This window comes from Streptomyces sp. NPDC050508 (assembly GCF_040655155.1).
Taxonomy (GTDB): Bacteria; Actinomycetota; Actinomycetes; order Streptomycetales; family Streptomycetaceae; genus Streptomyces.
Genome location: NZ_JBFAJJ010000025.1, coordinates 65,846 through 81,125 on the forward strand (window position 1 = coordinate 65,846; position 15,280 = coordinate 81,125).

The 15,280-nt window shown below is 69.3% G+C and carries 12 protein-coding genes and 1 pseudogene; 6 read left to right on the forward strand and 7 right to left on the reverse strand.

The window, feature by feature from the left end:
* Window positions 1-83 precede the first annotated feature (83 nt).
* From fxsT to fxsA, 3 genes are all read right to left on the reverse strand, one after another.
* A complete protein-coding gene (gene fxsT / locus AB0I69_RS43485) occupies window positions 84-4,055 on the reverse strand; it encodes an FxSxx-COOH system tetratricopeptide repeat protein (protein ID WP_363101355.1) in 3,972 nt (1,323 codons plus the stop codon).
* Window positions 4,045-5,346 carry a TIR-like protein FxsC gene (locus AB0I69_RS43490; protein ID WP_363101356.1) on the reverse strand — a complete coding sequence of 434 codons (1,302 nt, stop codon included), beginning with the start codon at window positions 5,344-5,346 and terminating at the stop codon, window positions 4,045-4,047. The genes fxsT and AB0I69_RS43490 overlap by 11 nt, the downstream gene beginning before the upstream one ends.
* 158 nt (window positions 5,347-5,504) lie before the next feature.
* Complete coding sequence (gene fxsA / locus AB0I69_RS43495) at window positions 5,505-5,699, reverse strand: FxSxx-COOH cyclophane-containing RiPP peptide (protein ID WP_363101357.1); 195 nt, start codon at window positions 5,697-5,699, stop codon at window positions 5,505-5,507.
* A gap of 146 nt (window positions 5,700-5,845) precedes the next feature.
* Between fxsA and AB0I69_RS43500 the strand changes: the two genes are divergently transcribed.
* A complete protein-coding gene (locus AB0I69_RS43500; RefSeq protein WP_363101358.1) occupies window positions 5,846-6,292 on the forward strand; it encodes a hypothetical protein in 447 nt (148 codons plus the stop codon).
* On the opposite strand, the gene AB0I69_RS43505 is transcribed toward AB0I69_RS43500, so the two are convergent.
* Together AB0I69_RS43505 and AB0I69_RS43510 are read right to left on the reverse strand one after the other, a co-directional pair.
* Complete coding sequence (locus AB0I69_RS43505) at window positions 6,224-6,979, reverse strand: SDR family oxidoreductase (protein WP_363101359.1); 756 nt, start codon at window positions 6,977-6,979, stop codon at window positions 6,224-6,226. The genes AB0I69_RS43500 and AB0I69_RS43505 overlap by 69 nt on opposite strands.
* A 22-nt stretch (window positions 6,980-7,001) precedes the next feature.
* A complete protein-coding gene (locus AB0I69_RS43510) occupies window positions 7,002-8,495 on the reverse strand; it encodes an FAD-dependent monooxygenase (protein ID WP_363101360.1) in 1,494 nt (497 codons plus the stop codon).
* A gap of 58 nt (window positions 8,496-8,553) precedes the next feature.
* Between AB0I69_RS43510 and AB0I69_RS43515 the strand changes: the two genes are divergently transcribed.
* The 4 genes and pseudogenes from AB0I69_RS43515 (at window position 8,554) to AB0I69_RS43530 (ending at window position 11,585) form a co-directional block, all read left to right on the forward strand.
* The gene (locus AB0I69_RS43515; protein ID WP_363101361.1) at window positions 8,554-9,165 is read left to right on the forward strand and encodes a TetR/AcrR family transcriptional regulator C-terminal domain-containing protein; all 612 of its coding nucleotides are present in this window, start codon (window positions 8,554-8,556) and stop codon (window positions 9,163-9,165) included.
* 60 nt (window positions 9,166-9,225) lie between these two features.
* Window positions 9,226-9,960: pseudogene (locus AB0I69_RS43520) on the forward strand (hypothetical protein); the annotation flags it as partial.
* A 204-nt stretch (window positions 9,961-10,164) separates the two neighbouring features.
* Complete coding sequence (locus AB0I69_RS43525) at window positions 10,165-10,851, forward strand: glycoside hydrolase family 11 protein (protein WP_363101362.1); 687 nt, start codon at window positions 10,165-10,167, stop codon at window positions 10,849-10,851.
* Between the two features lie 44 nt (window positions 10,852-10,895).
* Window positions 10,896-11,585 carry a polysaccharide deacetylase family protein gene (locus AB0I69_RS43530; RefSeq protein ID WP_363101363.1) on the forward strand — a complete coding sequence of 230 codons (690 nt, stop codon included), beginning with the start codon at window positions 10,896-10,898 and terminating at the stop codon, window positions 11,583-11,585.
* Window positions 11,586-11,663: 78 nt separating this feature from the next.
* On the opposite strand, the gene AB0I69_RS43535 is transcribed toward AB0I69_RS43530, so the two are convergent.
* Entirely contained in the window at window positions 11,664-13,118 is a 1,455-nt protein-coding gene (locus AB0I69_RS43535) for an FAD-dependent oxidoreductase (protein ID WP_363101364.1), read from the reverse strand.
* A gap of 72 nt (window positions 13,119-13,190) precedes the next feature.
* Window positions 13,191-13,607: an SsgA family sporulation/cell division regulator gene (locus AB0I69_RS43540; RefSeq protein WP_363101365.1), complete on the reverse strand. Its 417-nt coding sequence runs from the start codon at window positions 13,605-13,607 to the stop codon at window positions 13,191-13,193.
* Between the two features lie 208 nt (window positions 13,608-13,815).
* Between AB0I69_RS43540 and AB0I69_RS43545 the strand changes: the two genes are divergently transcribed.
* Window positions 13,816-15,279 (forward strand): sigma-70 family RNA polymerase sigma factor, encoded by a 1,464-nt coding sequence (locus tag AB0I69_RS43545; protein WP_363101366.1) that lies wholly within the window; start codon window positions 13,816-13,818, stop codon window positions 15,277-15,279.
* The last annotated feature ends 1 nt before the right edge of the window (window position 15,280 follow it).

A 15,280-nucleotide genomic window follows, 5' to 3' on the forward strand; every position in this document is an offset into this window, starting at 1 on the left:
TCCGGTACGGCGGCGGAGGAAAGAGGCCATCATAGGTATCCCGTGGGTGCCGTGTGGCTTTCGGGGCGGATGAGGTCCCCTGATCAGGTGGTCGGTGGTTCGATGTCCGAGTCGAGCCGTTTTCCCGCCAGTATGGTCCGGGTCGTGGGGTGTGCCTCGCCCAGTTTGTCCCGGGACCTTTGCGCGGCCTCCGCAGCCAACTGCTCCGCCTCCTCGGTATGGCCGATCGCACGCAGGCTCAGACCCAGGTTGGAGGTGCTGCTGATGGTGTCGTAGTGGCCGGGGCCCAGGGTGTCGAGGAAGTACTGCCGTGCACGCCGGTCCCACTCGGCCGCCTTTTCCAGGTGGCCGGCCAGAACGAGGTCGTTCGCGTGATTGATCATGCAGCTGAGGCTGTACGGGTGACTCTCTCCGATGATCCGTGACATCTGGTGCAGAGCTTTGTGGGACAACTCGCGTGCGGAGTCCGTACTGCCGGTCAGCCGCCGGTACACCGAGAGGTTGCTGGCACAGGCCAGCGTGACGGGATGTTCCGCACCCAGATAGGTGCTGTAGCGGTCCATCGCCCGTTCGGCCAGTTGCCGTGCCCGCTGCGGCTCGCCGAGTGCCGCGAGATCGCAGGCGAGACCGCAGGCCGCGGCGAGTGTGTCCGCGTGCTCCGTGCCGTGTGCCTCGACGTACCGGGAGTGGATGTCCTCGTCGGTCTTTCTGGCCTGTTCGTAGTCCCCGGCCCGGCGCAGGGCCACGGCGAGGTTGCGGCGGATCCTCAGCGTTTCCGTGTGACCGTCCCCGAGGGTCTGCTCGAGTAGCTGGACGGTGGTGCGCAGAAGTTCCAGAGCCTCCCTCAGGCTTCCCGTCTCGCGCAGGTCCCGGGCGTAGTTGCTGGCGAACTGCAGAGAGTAGAAGTTGTCCCGGCCGCGTGCGTCGCTCTGCTGCCGGTAGGCGAGTTCGTGGAGGGCCAGGGCCGCCCGGCGATCACCCGCGAGATACTCCGACATGCCGAGGTTGTTGGTGTACATGAGGGTGCGCGGGTGGTCGTCACCCAGCGTCCGCAGGGCCCCGTCGAGGGTCTGACGGTCGAGTTCCCGGGCCTCGAGGTAGCGGCCCAGCGCGCGCTGGTCGGCGGCGACGTTCCCGGCCGCCGCGAGCGTGTGGGCGTAGTCCGGGCCCTTGGTGCGGCGGAACCGCTCGAAGGTGTCCTGGTCGGTCTCGTACGCTTTCCCCAGCCGTCCCCTTGAGCGAAGGAGGTTGCCGAGCTGGATGCGCAGCATCAGGGTCTGCGGGTCGTCGGGGTGTCCGATGCCGCATGCTTTCCAGCGGGCGAGTGTGCGTTCCGCGAGTTCTTGGCCGTCGGTGTGCAGGCCTCGTTTCCACAGGTAGCGCACTGAGTCGGTGACCCACTTGCGCACTTCGGGGTCCGGACTCTCGGCGGCCAGGCTGGGCCGCAGATGGGGCAGGAGTTCCGCGTAGCGGTCCCAGTCCCCGGGTATGTCGGGGTCGCCCGGGTCGGCGTCCACCAGCGCGGCGTGCACCACGCCGCGAGCCTGCGGTTTGCGTACGTCGTCGACCTGGTCGCGGATGACGGCCTGCACAAGTCGGTGCACCGTGAGGGTCGCGCTGCTCTGGTCACTCTTGGCCAGGCCGAACCGATTGATCGCACGCACCAGTTGGGCTACGGCCATCTCGTCGCGCGGCTCACCCGAGGGCAGGGTCAGGGCCTTGGTGACGGCTTTGCTGTAGAGGAGTCGCAGGGGAATGGGGTCGGGGCCGAAGAAGGAGCAGATCTCCAGCATCTCGGCCGCCGCCTGGTTGACCCGGCGCAGCTCGTCCACCGCCAGATGCCAGGTCGCCGCGGCGGAGTGGGGGTAGTCCCGCGCCGGTAGCTGGGTGGTCTGCAGCACCTCGGTGAGGCGGTCCTTGAGCAGTGCCAGATAGGTGGCCACCGGCATGCTGCTCTCGCTCAGCCAGACCGCGGCCTGGGCGACGGCCAGCGGCAGGTCGCCCAGCTCCCTGGCCACCTCTTCGGCGTCCGAGGCCGTGAGCCCGGTGTTGAGGCGGTGCAGCAGGTCGGTGCTCTCCTGACGCTGGAACACCTCGACCTCGACCAGCCCCGCGTCGTTCACCCAGGTGCGGTCGCGGGAGCTGAGGAGGACGTGCCCGCCGGTCGGGCCGGTCGGGATGAACTCCGCAAGCTGTTCGGGGCGGCCGGCGTTGTCGTAGACCAGGAGCCAGCGGTCGAAAGGCTCCCCCCGTCGCAGCGCCCTGAGCACCGACTCCGCCGTGCTCGCCATGTCCTCGCCGACTTCCAGGCCGAGGCGCGGCGCGAGATCGGCAAGGGCGGGGCGGATCAGGCTGGGCTGGGCGGCGGTGACCCACCAGACCACGTCATAGGCTGCTTTGAAGCGATGTGCATACTCTTGGGCGATCTGCGTCTTTCCTACCCCTCCGAGCCCGTAGAGGACCTGTGTGGTGCTGTCGGAGGTGAAGCCGTTGCGCAGTCTCTCCAGCAGAAAGCCCCGGCCGGTGAACGAGACGTTCCTGGAGGGAACCCGCTGCACCGCGGGCGACGTACCGGGAAACGGCGGTGTGGGTGTGCCGGTGGCCGGTACGACGCTGCCCGGAACGCGGCTGCGGCGGACCGGGCCCACGACCGACAGCAACTGGGTCTCCGCCTCCTCGGGACTGGAGTGGGTGAGGTCGGCGGCGAACTGTCCGCTGAACGGGTCCCTGGCAGTGCTTTCGAACTCCTGGACGCGTACCGCCAGCAGCGACCCGTCGGCGCTCTCATGGCCTCTCAACTGGTTCCAGATGTCCTGGGCACGCCGCTGCACCATGTACTCGGGGGAGAGCAGGGCGAGCAGCCGTCCCTGCCCCTTCAGAACGGGGGCGACCTCGGGCAGCGTCCCGGCGCCCGGTTCAGTGGTGCTGTGCAGTGAAACCTGGTACCCGGTGGCCTCCAGCCGGGCCGCGATCCATTCCGCCCACATCCGGTCGGCCGAGGTGTAGCTGACGTGGATGCGTGGCCAGGATGTCCTGGGGTCGAGGTAGGCGGCACGCATCCGCTGCCGTTCCTCCTCCGGGTGGGGGACGAGGGACCGCACCCGGCCGTCGGTGATCCACTCGGTGAGCCGCTCGAAGGCTGCGAGCAGGTTGCCCGGCTGGGAGGGCCGGTCCCGGACCGTCGCCGGGATCTCGGCGTAGGCGTAGTACTTCTTGTAGGGAATCTCGACCTCTCCCCAGTACTGGTCGTGTTCCGATTCGACCAGCCAGGAGAGGAACGGTCCGAACTCGGCACGAGCCAGGTCGCGGCCCCATTCGAGCAGTTCCTGTTCGCCGTCCTCCACGCGCATGGGGACCGGGAGGATGCGCACGGGGTGGCGCACCTCCGAGGCCACGGACTGCGCGACGTCGAGGCTGCCCTCGATGCTCTGGTGGTTCAGGACGAACCCGTCGACGAGGACGTCCGGCATCAGGGTGGTGCAGATCCCCGAGATGTCGCTGACGCCCGTGCGGCTGTCGATGAGGACGTAGTCGTACGAGGCCTTCATCTCCTCCCGCAGCACTTGGAGGAAGGAGCCGCCGCCCAGACGTTCGTAGAACGCCCGCCAGTTGAAGCTGGTCACGTCCGCGGAGTACGAGGGGGACATCCGCCCCGCGGGCAGGAAGTCGAGCCGGCCGCCTGCGGGGAACCGCAGGTCGAGGCCGGTGGTGCGCGGTCCGAGCCGTACGTGGGAACGCAGTTCGTCGTCACTCATCACGGTGGCCCCAGGGCCGGGTTCCGGCGGCTCTCCGGGGTGCATCACGTGTCCGACGAAGGAGTTCACCATGTTGATCAGGCCGTCGGTGTCCCGCAGCTTCGGGTCGAGAAGGAAGGGCCGCAGATACCGGTGCAGGCCGGGGGCCTCCAGATCCCAGTCGACCAACAGCACCCGCTTGCCGTTGCTTGCCATGATCCAACCGACGTTGACCAGGGCCATCGTGCGGCCCGTACCACCTTTGTAGGAATAGAAGGTGACTACCCTGCCGGTGTCCTGAGCCTCGGCCTCAGTGCTCATCGTCCTGGTCCTTCTGCGGGGGCGTGCGACCCGGCGGGTCGGTCGGGTCGTCGGTGCCGGACGGTGGTGTGTACGGGACACTGAGTCCCGGCATGGGCGGTGCCGACGGCCCGGCGGGCAGTCGGCGCGGAACGGCTTTCTCCATGAGGCGGTTCTGCGCGACGACCACCATCTGGGCCAGCCGGTCCTCGAACCGGTGTCTTTCCACCTGGATCTGGAAGAGCGGATCGTAGGGATCGTTGCGTCGCATCCAGTTGCGTCTGAAGACCTGCTGCAGGTCGGTCCACAACTTCTCGTCACCGGATTCCTCGTCCGTCTCGTGACACGGCACGAGGACTCCGGTGACAGGGTGGTTCTGCCGGTCGAAGTCGGACAGGGGAGCGCGGTAGTGGCTTTCCCGGGCGGCCCAGGCGTCGACCAGCAGCACCGATGTCTGGTTGTTGTGCATGGCCTCGTCGAGCTTCTCGCCGAGGCCGCGGTCGACGACTTCCAGGCTGGTCGTGCACCCCTCGTCTATGATCACGCGCTGAGCACGATAGGCCGCGGTGGGATGGATCGGAGGGTGGTACGGCGTCCAGTCGAGCGGTGAGGACCCGTAGTACTCGCGCCTCTGTCGGCCCGTGGGCAGGGGGTCGGTGACGCCGGCGGCGACGAACACCCTGACGTGTCCCGTGGTACGTCTCCCAGGCCCCGCGGGTTCCAGCCCTTCGAAGGGGCTGAGCACGGTCCGTAGGTCCAGGCCCTGTGCTCGCGGCAGTCGGAAGAGATCGGCTACGTGCTGCACCCGCTTCGCGACGAGTTCCAGGACGGCGCGGTAGGCCCGGCCTCCGGGAGCGGAACGCAGCAGCCCCATCAGACCCTGCTCCAGGTACTCCTGACCCATCGGCGCCTCGAAGTACTGGTACTTGCTGATCTCCGGCGGCATCGCATGGTGCAGGGGGACCCACAGGACCGGTATGAGCGCCGGTACCTCGATGTCGGTCTGCTCGCGATACCTCAGCAGCCGGGATTCGAAGGCAGCCCATTCCTTTCCGCAGAAGAGACTGTTGACGTACGCGGGAGAGCACAGGGCCACCAGTGCCCGACAGTGCCCGATCTCGCTGCCGAGCGCATTCGCCCAGTCCATGCCCAGGCCGATCCGCTCGATGTCGAGGAACGGCTGCTGTCCGCTGCAGTCCGCGCCCAGGCGGTCCAGCTCCGCGACCAGGTCGTCGTAGAAACGGCCCACGAAGGCGCTACTACGGTCGTCCCGGCGCGCGTAGCTGAGGAAGAAGTACGGCTCTCGCTCCAAAGCACCCCCCGGCCGTCGTATCCGGCCGCAGGCGTTTCACCGCGCCGATGAGCCGGGATACGTGCGTGGCAGTGATACCCCGATGGGCGGGGGCTCAACTCACCACGGGGGGACGGATCGTAGTTGGCCGAAAGGCGGCCAAGAGGGCGGTCGGCGGGTCAGAGAAGAGCCGACGTGAACGCGGCGAAGCTCTCGCCCGACGGGAATCGAATGTCGCGGAGCACTGACGCCAGAACGGTGTCCGGCAGGTCCTCCAGGGCGTCAAGGGGCAGGTCGGTGATGTCCACCAGGTCCGAGACGTACTCGGGGCCGCTCGTCTCTCTCAGCACCTGCAGTGCCTTTCTACCCCGCACGCGCCGACTGTGGGGCGTGCTTGTTGTCCGGTGCCACGCCGGGGCACCGGGCGACGCGGCAGATCTTAGTCGTCGCAGAGCAGCTCTCTTACACATTTGAGGCGCTCGGTACCAGGGAAAATCGTGCCCTTTGTCAGCGGTGATCGGTGATAGCCGTCTTCACGTGGACTCCGCCGCCACCTCCCTCCCCATTTCTTCCCTGTGCGGCGGAGCGCGCCGACTTCGCCGCGACGCTCGCACAGTCGCTGCTGCCGGGGGCTGAGCCGGTCGCCGGACGTCAGTCGCAGGACTGGAACCATGCTCTGCGCTGGCTGGCGCTTGCGGTGCCCGAGGACTCTCCCGGCATCGCGGTGATGGACGAGGTGCCCTGGCTGGTCGAGCAGGATCAGGAGTTCGAGGGCGTACTCCAGACGGTCTGGGACCGTCAGCTGTCTTCCGAGCCCATGCTTCTGCTGCTGGTCGGCAGCGGCACATCGGTGATGGAGGCACGGCAGTCGCGCGGCGAAAATGACTGTCCGTTGCTGTCAGAAGCCCCGCCGAGCCCCGCCGTCCACCGACACCATCACCCCGGTGACGTACGACGCCGCCGGTGACAGCATGAACGCGCCCGTCCGGCCGAACTCCTCCGGGGTCCCGTAACGGCGGAGTGGGATCGCGGACTCGTTGGCGGCCCGCTTCGCGTCGGGGTCGGGGGACAGGCCGTCCAGTTCGCGCATGCGGGCCGTGCCGATCCGGCCCGGGAGCAGGCCGACGACGCGGATTCCGCGGGGGCCCAGTTCGTCTGCCAGGGACTTGGCGAAACCGGCCAGGCCGGGGCGCAGGCCGTTGGAGATGGCCATGCCGGGGGCCGGTTCGTGTGCCGTGCCGGAGAGGACGAAGCCGATCGAGCCGCCGGGCTGCAACTCCGCGGCGGCTGCTCGGGCCAGTCGTACCGCGCCCAGGAACACCGACTCGAAGGCCGCCTGCCACTGTTCGTCGGTGGTGGCCGCCACGTTGCCCGCGGGTGGGCCGCCGACGCTGATGAGGATGCCGTCGAAGCCGCCGAACAACTCCCTTGCTGTGGCGATCAGTTGGTGCGGTGCTCGCGGGTCGGAGTTGGCTACGGCGACTCCGGCCGCGTTCGGGCCCAGCTCGGCCGCCGCCTCGGCGGCGCGCTTCTCGTCGCGGCCGGTGACGACCACCTTGGCGCCGTCGGCGACCAGTTCGCGGGCGACGGCGTGGCCCAGCCCGCGGGTGGCGCCGGTGAGGACGTACACCCTGTTCTTCAGTCCGAGGTCCATGAAATCCGGTTCCCTTCTCGCTCTAGCGGCTCAGGGCCTTGGTGATGACCGCGTCCACCTGCGCCGCCAGCTTCGTGTCGTCCTCCTCCGTCCACGCCCAGGTGACGTGTCCGTCGGGGCGGATCAGGGCGGCGCGTACGTTCGCCCAGGTGGGGCGTGTCTGGTCCGGTGCACCGGCGTGGACGGTGATCCGGTTCCGGGCGCGGTCGGCGAGCGCGCCCTCGGCCGTGAGGTCGAGCAGGACGTACGAGTCCGCCCGCAGCGCGCCGAACAGGGTGCTGTCTGTGCTGGGGAGGGGGAGGTCGGGGGCGCGGGTGCCGGTCACCGGGTGGGCTGTCGGGTCGGGGCTCGGGTAGGCGACGTCGAGCGCGGTGAGGCGGCCGGCCAGTACGTCGCTGAACTCCCTTGATTCCGGGACCATTCGGCTCAGCAGGTCGCGCAGGGCGAGTCCCTCGGGTGTGAAGGCGTGGAAGAGGTAGGTCTGGGCGCGGCTGTGCTCCATCAGCTGCTCGCCGACCGGGTAGCGGTCGGTGTGGTAGCTGTCCAGCAGCCCGTCCGAGGCCCAGCCGTCGATCGTCGCGGCCAGCTTCCAGCCGAGGTTGAAGGCGTCCTGGAAACCGACGTTCATGCCGACGCCGCCGGTGGGGTAGTGCTGGTGGGCCGCGTCGCCCGCCAACACGACGCGTCCGCGCCGGTAGTGGGAGGCGAGGCGGGTGGCGTTGCCGTAGCGGGAGAGCCAGGACGGGTCGCGCATGCCGAAGTCCTCGCCCGCGATGTCGACGACCTTCTGCCGCAGTTCGTCCATCGTGAAGTCGCCGGGCCACTCGGTGGTCGCGCTGTCGGGGCTGGTGCCGGCGATGCGCCAACGGTTGTCGGGCAGCGGCACGATCATCAGGCCGCCGCGCTCGGTGAAGCGGTTGAAGCCGGGCGCCGGCGGGTTGTCGAAGAGGACGTCGCCGAGCCAGCCGAGGTAGCGGGAGTCCGTGCCGGGGAACTCGATCCCGGCCGCCTCACGGACGGTGCTCCGGGTGCCGTCGCAGCCGGCGATGTACTCCGCCTCGATCTCGTACGGCCCCTCCGGTCCCGTCACTTGGACGGTCACCGAGTCCGCGTGCTCGGTGAAGCCGGTGACGCGATGCCCGCGCCGGACGGTGGCGCCGAGACCGAGGGCGTACTCCTCGAAGAGTGCCTCGGTGCGGGCCTGGGGGATGAACAGGGTGTACGGGAACGGGGTGTCCATGACGGAGAAGTCGAGCCGGTTGGACAGGTTGGCGAAGTGGCCCGTGGAGATCTTCAGGCTCTCGTCGAGGAAGCGCTGGTGGATGCCGCGTGAGGCCAGCACCTCGATGCCGCGCGGGTGCACGGTGAGCGCCTTGGAGCGGTCGTCGATCTCGGTGCGGATCTCCAGGACGGTGACGGAGATGTTGTTGAGCCGTAGTTCGGCGGCGAGCCAGAGGCCGACGGGGCCGCCTCCGGCGATGACGACCTGTGCTGTTTCCACCCGCTGTGCTGCCATGGGATCACCTGTTTCTTGGTCGCTGACCTAGAGTCCTGGGGTGAAGTAAACTAGGTCAGTGACCAACAGGCAACAGAGTGACCGACTTGATCCGGCCACGGTGATCCGCGCAGGGCTGGATCTCCTGGACGAGAAGGGCCTGGACGCGGTGTCCACGCGGGCGGTCGCCGACCGGCTCGGCGTGCGCATCAACACCGTGCAGTGGCATGTGAAGACCAAGGCCCGAATGCTGGAGCTGATGGCGGACGCCGTACTCGGCGAGATCCCGCTGACCGACCTGCCCGAGGCCCCCGCCGAACGGGCCCGCGAACTGGCCCGTCGCTTCCGTCGTGCCCTGCTGTCCCATCGCGACGGCGCGGCACTCGTGGTCGGCACCTACGCCGCCGAGCCGAAGACCCTCGCCTTCGCGGAGAGCCTGGTGGACACGCTGCTGAAGTGCGGCCTGGGCGACCGCGAGGCCGCGTGGACCTCGTGGGCGGTCGTCTACTTCGCCCTGGGCCTCACCCAGGAGGAACAGGCGGTCGACCACCGCCCGCTCGGCGACATCCTGGCGCGCGCGATCTCCGAGGCGACCCACCCCGCCCTCCACCGCGTGGCCGGACATCTCGCGCCGGCGTCCTTCGACGAGCGGTTCGAGTTCGGGGTGGCCGCGCTCCTCGCCGGTCGGTGAGGGGAGGAGCGGGGGTGGAGTGGAGGGTCAGCGGAGGGCTTTCAGTGCGCTCTCGGCGCCCTGGTCACCGCCCGCGCGGTGGGTGTGCCGGGGAGGATACGGCTGGGCACCCGGCTGCAGTTCCTCGTCATGCAGACCGACATCAGTGGCATCGAACTCGCCCCCCGCCGCCACCGGTTGACGGCCTACCTGGCCGGTATCGCCCTCAACCTCTCCGTCGCGGCCTCCCTGGTCCTGGTCCTCGCCCTGGCCGACACCGGGACGACGGCCCACCAACTGCTGTCCGCAGCACTGCTGTTGACCCTGCTGCCGCTGCCCTTCCAGCTCATGGTGTTCACCCGCACCGACCTGTACTTCGTCCTCCAGGACCTCACCGGCTGCCGGAACCTGTACGGCGACGGTCTCGCCTACGCCGGGTACGTCTTCCGGCGTGCGATACGACCGCTGCGCCCCGGCGGGATCACCAGCACCACCAGCACCACCAGCACCACCAAGACCACCGGAACCGCTGACCCGAGCGCCATGTTGCCCCCGCATGAGCGCCGGGCCGTGCGGATTTACAGCGTCGTTCTCGTCGTCGGGACGGTGGCCTGCCTGGCGTTCATGGCCGCCGTCACTCTTCCCATCGACGTCACCCTGCTGGTCCGTGCGGCGCGGGGGCTGGGGCCGGGGCACGGCCTCGCGGGCAACGCGGACTCGGCGGCGGTGCTGGTCACCCTGGGTGGCATCAACGTCCTGTGGGCGGTCACCCGGTGGCGCAACCGACGTTCTGCAGTGCGGCCGGATGATCGGTGAATTCTTCGAAACATTCGACCGAAACATTCGGGCTGCGGATCTTGACCCTTTGTTCTCTCTCCGGGTTCTCCGGCCGTGAATCGTTCAAGTCGATGCATGAGCTGCGCATTCTCGCCGATCTCGCACCCTGATGCGCCAGCGAATATTTCGCACTCCGTACCGAAACTATTGACAGTTGGCAGGGGCGTATCAACACTGCGCCGCATGGACACCACACCCGCACGCACCACGAGCCGCTTCAGGCTGTTAGCCGGCGGCGCCTGCGCCCTGCTGCTGGCTCTCCTCGCGGCGATGACCCTGCCCGGCACCGCCAGTGCCGACACGGTCGTCACCACGAACCAGACCGGCACCAACAACGGCTACTACTACTCGTTCTGGACCGACACCCAGGGGTCGGTCTCCATGAACCTCGGCTCCGGCGGCAGCTACAGCACCACATGGAGCAACACCGGCAACTTCGTCGCGGGCAAGGGCTGGAGTACCGGCGCCCGCCGTAGCGTGACGTACTCGGGGACCTTCAACCCGTCCGGCAACGGCTATCTGTCGCTGTACGGCTGGACGTCGAACCCGCTCGTCGAGTACTACATCGTCGACAACTGGGGCACCTACCGGCCCACGGGCACGTACAAGGGCACCGTCACCAGCGACGGCGGCACCTACGACATCTACAAGACCACCCGGTACAACGCCCCTTCGGTGGAGGGCACGAAGACCTTCGACCAGTACTGGAGCGTCCGGCAGACGAAGCGCACCGGCGGCACCATCACCACCGGCAACCACTTCGACGCCTGGGCCCGCGCCGGAATGCCGCTGGGCAGTTTCAGCTACTACATGATCCTCGCGACCGAGGGCTATCAGAGCAGCGGGAACTCCCGCATCACCGTGAGCTGACCGGTACCGCCACCCCAACTCCCCTTGCTGGAGGACCACTTCGCATGAAAGCAGCACCGCACTTCTCGTTACGCTCCCTGGTCGTCGGGCCGGCCGTCGTCGCCCTGGCCGCCGCGGCCACCCTCGCCGTCGGCGTGAACTCCCCGGCACAGGCCGCCACTTGTGGTGGTTACGTCGGGCTCACCTTCGACGACGGCCCGTCCGGCAACACACCCGCCCTGCTCAACGCGCTGAAGCAGAACGGTCTTCGGGCCACGATGTTCAACGAGGGCCAGTACGCGGCCGCGTACCCGGCACAGGTCAGGGCGGAGGTCGCCGCCGGTATGTGGGTCGGCAACCACAGCTACACCCACCCGCACCTCACCCAGCAGACCCAGGCGACGATCGACTCGGAGATCTACCGGACCCAGCAGGCCATCGCGGCCGCGGGCGGCGGTACCCCCAGGCTCTTTCGCCCGCCGTACGGCGAGACCAACGCGACGGTGAAGGCCGTGGAGGCCAAGTACGGCCTGACGGAGATCATTTGGGACGTCGACTCGCAGGACTGGAACGGCGCGAGCACCGACGCGATCGTCCAGGCGGCCGGCCGCCTCACCAACGGCCAGATCATCCTCATGCACGACTGGCCGGCCAACACCGTCGCGGCGATCCCACGCATCGCGCAGGGCCTGGCCGCCCGCAACCTGTGCGCCGGAATGATCTCCCCACAGACCGGCCGCGCCGTGGCCCCCTGAGGGCGGTGGAGGCAGCGGGAGTCCCGTGCACGGTGCTCATGACGTCATGGAAGCAGCCGCCACTGACAACTCGGCGCGCTACTCGGCGAGTCCGGGCAACGGGATGCCCGCGTCGGTCAGCAGCCGTAGCTCCCCCGCCGTGAACGTCGGCCGGTCGAGTTGCGGTCGGCGTGGTCCGAGCAGTGCGGCCGTCAGGACGCCGGGGCGGAGCAGGGTCGTGCCCGGGGACTGGAGTGTCAGTACTTCTGTCATCGCCGTTGCCACGTGGTACGAACCGGTGGCGGTGTGGGAGAGGCGGCTGACGTAGCGCTGGAGGAGGCGGTCGGCCGTGCTCGCGTTCTTGCCCTTTGTTGTTCTGTAGTGGATGTCCTGGCCCACGGCGAGGCTCCAGGCGAGTTCGACGGGGCCGGCGATGGCTCGCTGTGCCTTGCGGGAGAGGCCGTTGGCGAGGCCGAGGGACGCCAGTCGGGTGCGCAGGGCGACGGCGCCGATGGCTGCCACCGACATGCCGTGGCCGTAGACGGGGTTGAACGCGGCGACCGAGTCGCCGAGGGCGACGAGTCCTTCGGGCCAGGACTTGAGGCGTTCGTAGTAGTACCTGCGGTTGACCGTGCTGTGGGTCATGACGACGTCGGTGAGAGGTTCGGCGTGGGCCAGGAGGTCGGCGATGACGGGGTGGCGGAGTGTGCGTGCGTAGGGCTCGAACTCGGCTTCCTCGCGGGTGGGTTGGGCGCCCGGTGTGCCGATCAGGCTGACGTGCCAGCGGCCGTCCTCGATCGGTACGATGCCGCCCGTCCGGCCGGGTGCGCCCGACCGCGGGTCGGCCTGGACGCTGATCACGGGCCAGTTCTCGGTGGAGACGGAGGCGCGGTAGATACGGCTGGCGTACGCGATGCCGGAGTCGATGCGGTCCTGCGCAAGGCCGGAGATGCCCAACTCGGCCAGCCACTGCGGAGTGCGGGCCGCCCGGCCGGAGGCGTCGACGACCAGATCCGCGGTCAGCTCGGTCTCGATGCCGTCCGCCGCGCGCAGCCGTACGCCGGTGACGCGGCGCGAACTCCCCAGCAGAGCCGTGACTTTGGTGTGCGGGCGCACGGTGATGCGCGGGTCTTTCAACACCTGCCTGCGGACCACGGAATCCGTGAGGTCGCGGCCGGCGGTGATCAGGTAGTGGCTGTCGCGCGTCCAGCGGCGGTACCAGCCCTCGGGCGAGTGGATCACCATGTTCGTCGTCATCGGCACCCGGTGGGCGCCCGCGCCCAGCAACTCCTTGACGGTGCCCGGCAGGAGTTCGTCGATCGCGTTCGCCCCACCGGACAACAGGACGTGGAAATGCGCTGCTTGGGGAACGCCCGGGCGTGACTCGGGCCCGTCGGGCATGCCGTGCGCCTCGATGATCTCGACGCTGTCGACGTGGTCCCTGACGGCGGCCGCGGCGAGCATGCCGGCGAGGCTGCCTCCGACGACGACGGCACGGGTGGACATCCGGGATGTCCGGGACACCTGGGGCGGCCGCTGCGGCGATTCGCTCATGAGGGGAAGGTAACAAGCCCAATTGGCGTACCACAGAGGGCAGTTGACCGACCCGCCTGCCCGGCCCCCGCGTCACGCGCCGTCGAGCAGCGAGGCCAGGCCTCGGTCGAGGGACGGTTCCAGGGCCTCCCGGCCCGGCTCGGTCACCCGGTACGTGCGGCGCAGGAAGTGGTGCAGGGCGACGGTGTCGAAGCGGATCATCGCGATGCCCTCCGGCGAGTGGAACTCAACTGCCGTGTGGGCGGGGCCGTACGGCCGGATGTGGACGTTGCCCATCCCGGAGGGGGCGGCGAGCCCCTCCTCCAGGAGTGCTCGCGCGAAGGTCCACGTCACCTTCTTGCCGTCGAGCGAGATCCAGGCGGGGAACAGGAGTTGGACGGCGAAGGGGTCGCCGGAGGAGTAGCGGAGGGTGGCCGTCACGGCCAACTCCTGGTCGTCGTCGGCCAGCAGGCGGGCGCTGGTGGGCTGTTCCAGGGTGATGTGGCGCATGGACGGTCTCCGATTCGGGCGGGGCGGCGGCCGGTTGTGCCGACTCACCCTCCTTGAGCGCGCGGAGGGGCGCTTGATTACGCCGTTACGGAAGATGGTTGATGTGATCTGGGTCACCTTCCGATATTGCTGCAACTTTAGTTGAAAGTTTCGCCATCTAGGCTTACAAATCCTTCCCCGCCCCCCTGGCAACTGGAGCGTTGCTGCCATGAACGACGGTCCCACCGCCGCGTACGCCCGGATCTACGAGGAGCAGCAGCCGCGCCTCGTCGCCTACGCCCGCTCGCTCACCCGGAACACCTGGGTCGCCGAAGACCTTGTCGCCGAGGCGCACTTCAGGGTGTGGCGCAGGCTGTCCGCCGGGCACGAGATCGACAACGTACCGGCGTACCTCATGACCACGGTGAAGCACCTCGCCACGGCCGCGGGGAGCGCCGCACGCGAGACGCCGCGCGATCCGCAGGCCGACGAGCGGGCGGACGCGAACCACGCGCACGTCCACGGGGGTGACCCGGCCGAGCAGGTGTCCTCGACCGACCTGCTGGTACGGGTACTTGAGCAGTTGCCCGAGCGCTGGGTGAAGGCGCTGTGGCTGGCCGAGGCGGAGGGCCTGCCGCTGGCCGCGATAGGCCCCCAGCTCGGCACCAAGCAGGGCGCCACGGCCGTACTGCTGCACCGTGCGCGGGAGGGCATGCGGCAGGCGTTCCTGCGCGAACAGACCGGCGCCCCGGACGATCCCGCGTGCCAGGTCCACTGGGCCCGGATGCCCGCGTACGTGCGCGGCGGCGCCACCGAGCGGCAGTCCGAACGACTCCTCGGCCACGTCGACACGTGCGACGACTGCCGCGCCCGGCTCGCGGCCCTGATGCGCGCCAACGACCGGCTGCCCGCGCTCGTGGCACCGGCCCTGCTCGTGTTCGTGCTCGGCGGCGCGGGCAAGTTCCTGCTCGCGTTCGGCGCGGGCTCCGCGGGTACGGCCTTCGCGGCCGGCGGCCATGGCGGCGGGCTGCTGCACGGCGTACGGCATGCGGCGGCCGGCGCCTCCAAGACGCAGGTGGCGGCAGCGGTCGGCACAGCCGTGGCGGGTGCCGTCGCGGTGTGCGTCCTCCTCGGCGGCACCGACGCCGCCGAAGTCCCGGTCGCGAAGGGCCCGGTGGCCGAAGTCCCGGTGTCCCAGGCACCGGTGGCGTCCCAGCCGCGGACGGAGAAGCCCTCGAAGACGCCGAGCAAGAGCGGTGGTTCCGCGGCGCCTGTGGCGGACGGGTCCGTAAGTGCCGTCCCTCCGACCTTGCTTGGCGACACCGGGGGCGGGTCGACCGTGACACCGGTGGGGGGTGACGGAGGAACACCCGTTCCTACGGTGCCTGTTGAGCCGCCGCCGGTGACCACCGAGCCGGTTCCCGCTCCGCCGGTGACGACGAAGCCGGACCCGGAACCGACTCCCGCACCGCCGGTGACCACGGACCCGGAGCCGACACCCACCGAACCCGCGCCCACGGAGCCGACGCCCGCGGACCCGACGCCCCCGTCGGCCGGAGGGGGCAACGAAACACCGGGCAGTCCTGTGAAGGAGACCCCGGAGCCCACGACCCCGGAGCCCACGACCCCCTCCACACCCTCACCCGAACCGTCCACCCCGGCGAGTGATCCGCCCTGTCCTGGGCCGAGGTGAA

Bases quoted from the DNA above. Each gene is read 5' to 3' on its own strand.
- AB0I69_RS43510 (WP_363101360.1), bottom strand. From the start codon at position 8,495: ATGGCAGCACAGCGGGTGGAAACAGCACAGGTCGTCATCGCCGGAGGC.
- AB0I69_RS43505 (WP_363101359.1), bottom strand. From the start codon at position 6,979: ATGGACCTCGGACTGAAGAACAGGGTGTACGTCCTCACCGGCGCCACC.
- fxsT (WP_363101355.1), bottom strand. From the start codon at position 4,055: ATGAGCACTGAGGCCGAGGCTCAGGACACCGGCAGGGTAGTCACCTTC.
- AB0I69_RS43530 (WP_363101363.1), top strand. From the start codon at position 10,896: ATGAAAGCAGCACCGCACTTCTCGTTACGCTCCCTGGTCGTCGGGCCG.
- AB0I69_RS43525 (WP_363101362.1), top strand. From the start codon at position 10,165: ATGGACACCACACCCGCACGCACCACGAGCCGCTTCAGGCTGTTAGCC.
- AB0I69_RS43535 (WP_363101364.1), bottom strand. From the start codon at position 13,118: ATGAGCGAATCGCCGCAGCGGCCGCCCCAGGTGTCCCGGACATCCCGG.
- AB0I69_RS43545 (WP_363101366.1), top strand. From the start codon at position 13,816: ATGAACGACGGTCCCACCGCCGCGTACGCCCGGATCTACGAGGAGCAG.
- AB0I69_RS43540 (WP_363101365.1), bottom strand. From the start codon at position 13,607: ATGCGCCACATCACCCTGGAACAGCCCACCAGCGCCCGCCTGCTGGCC.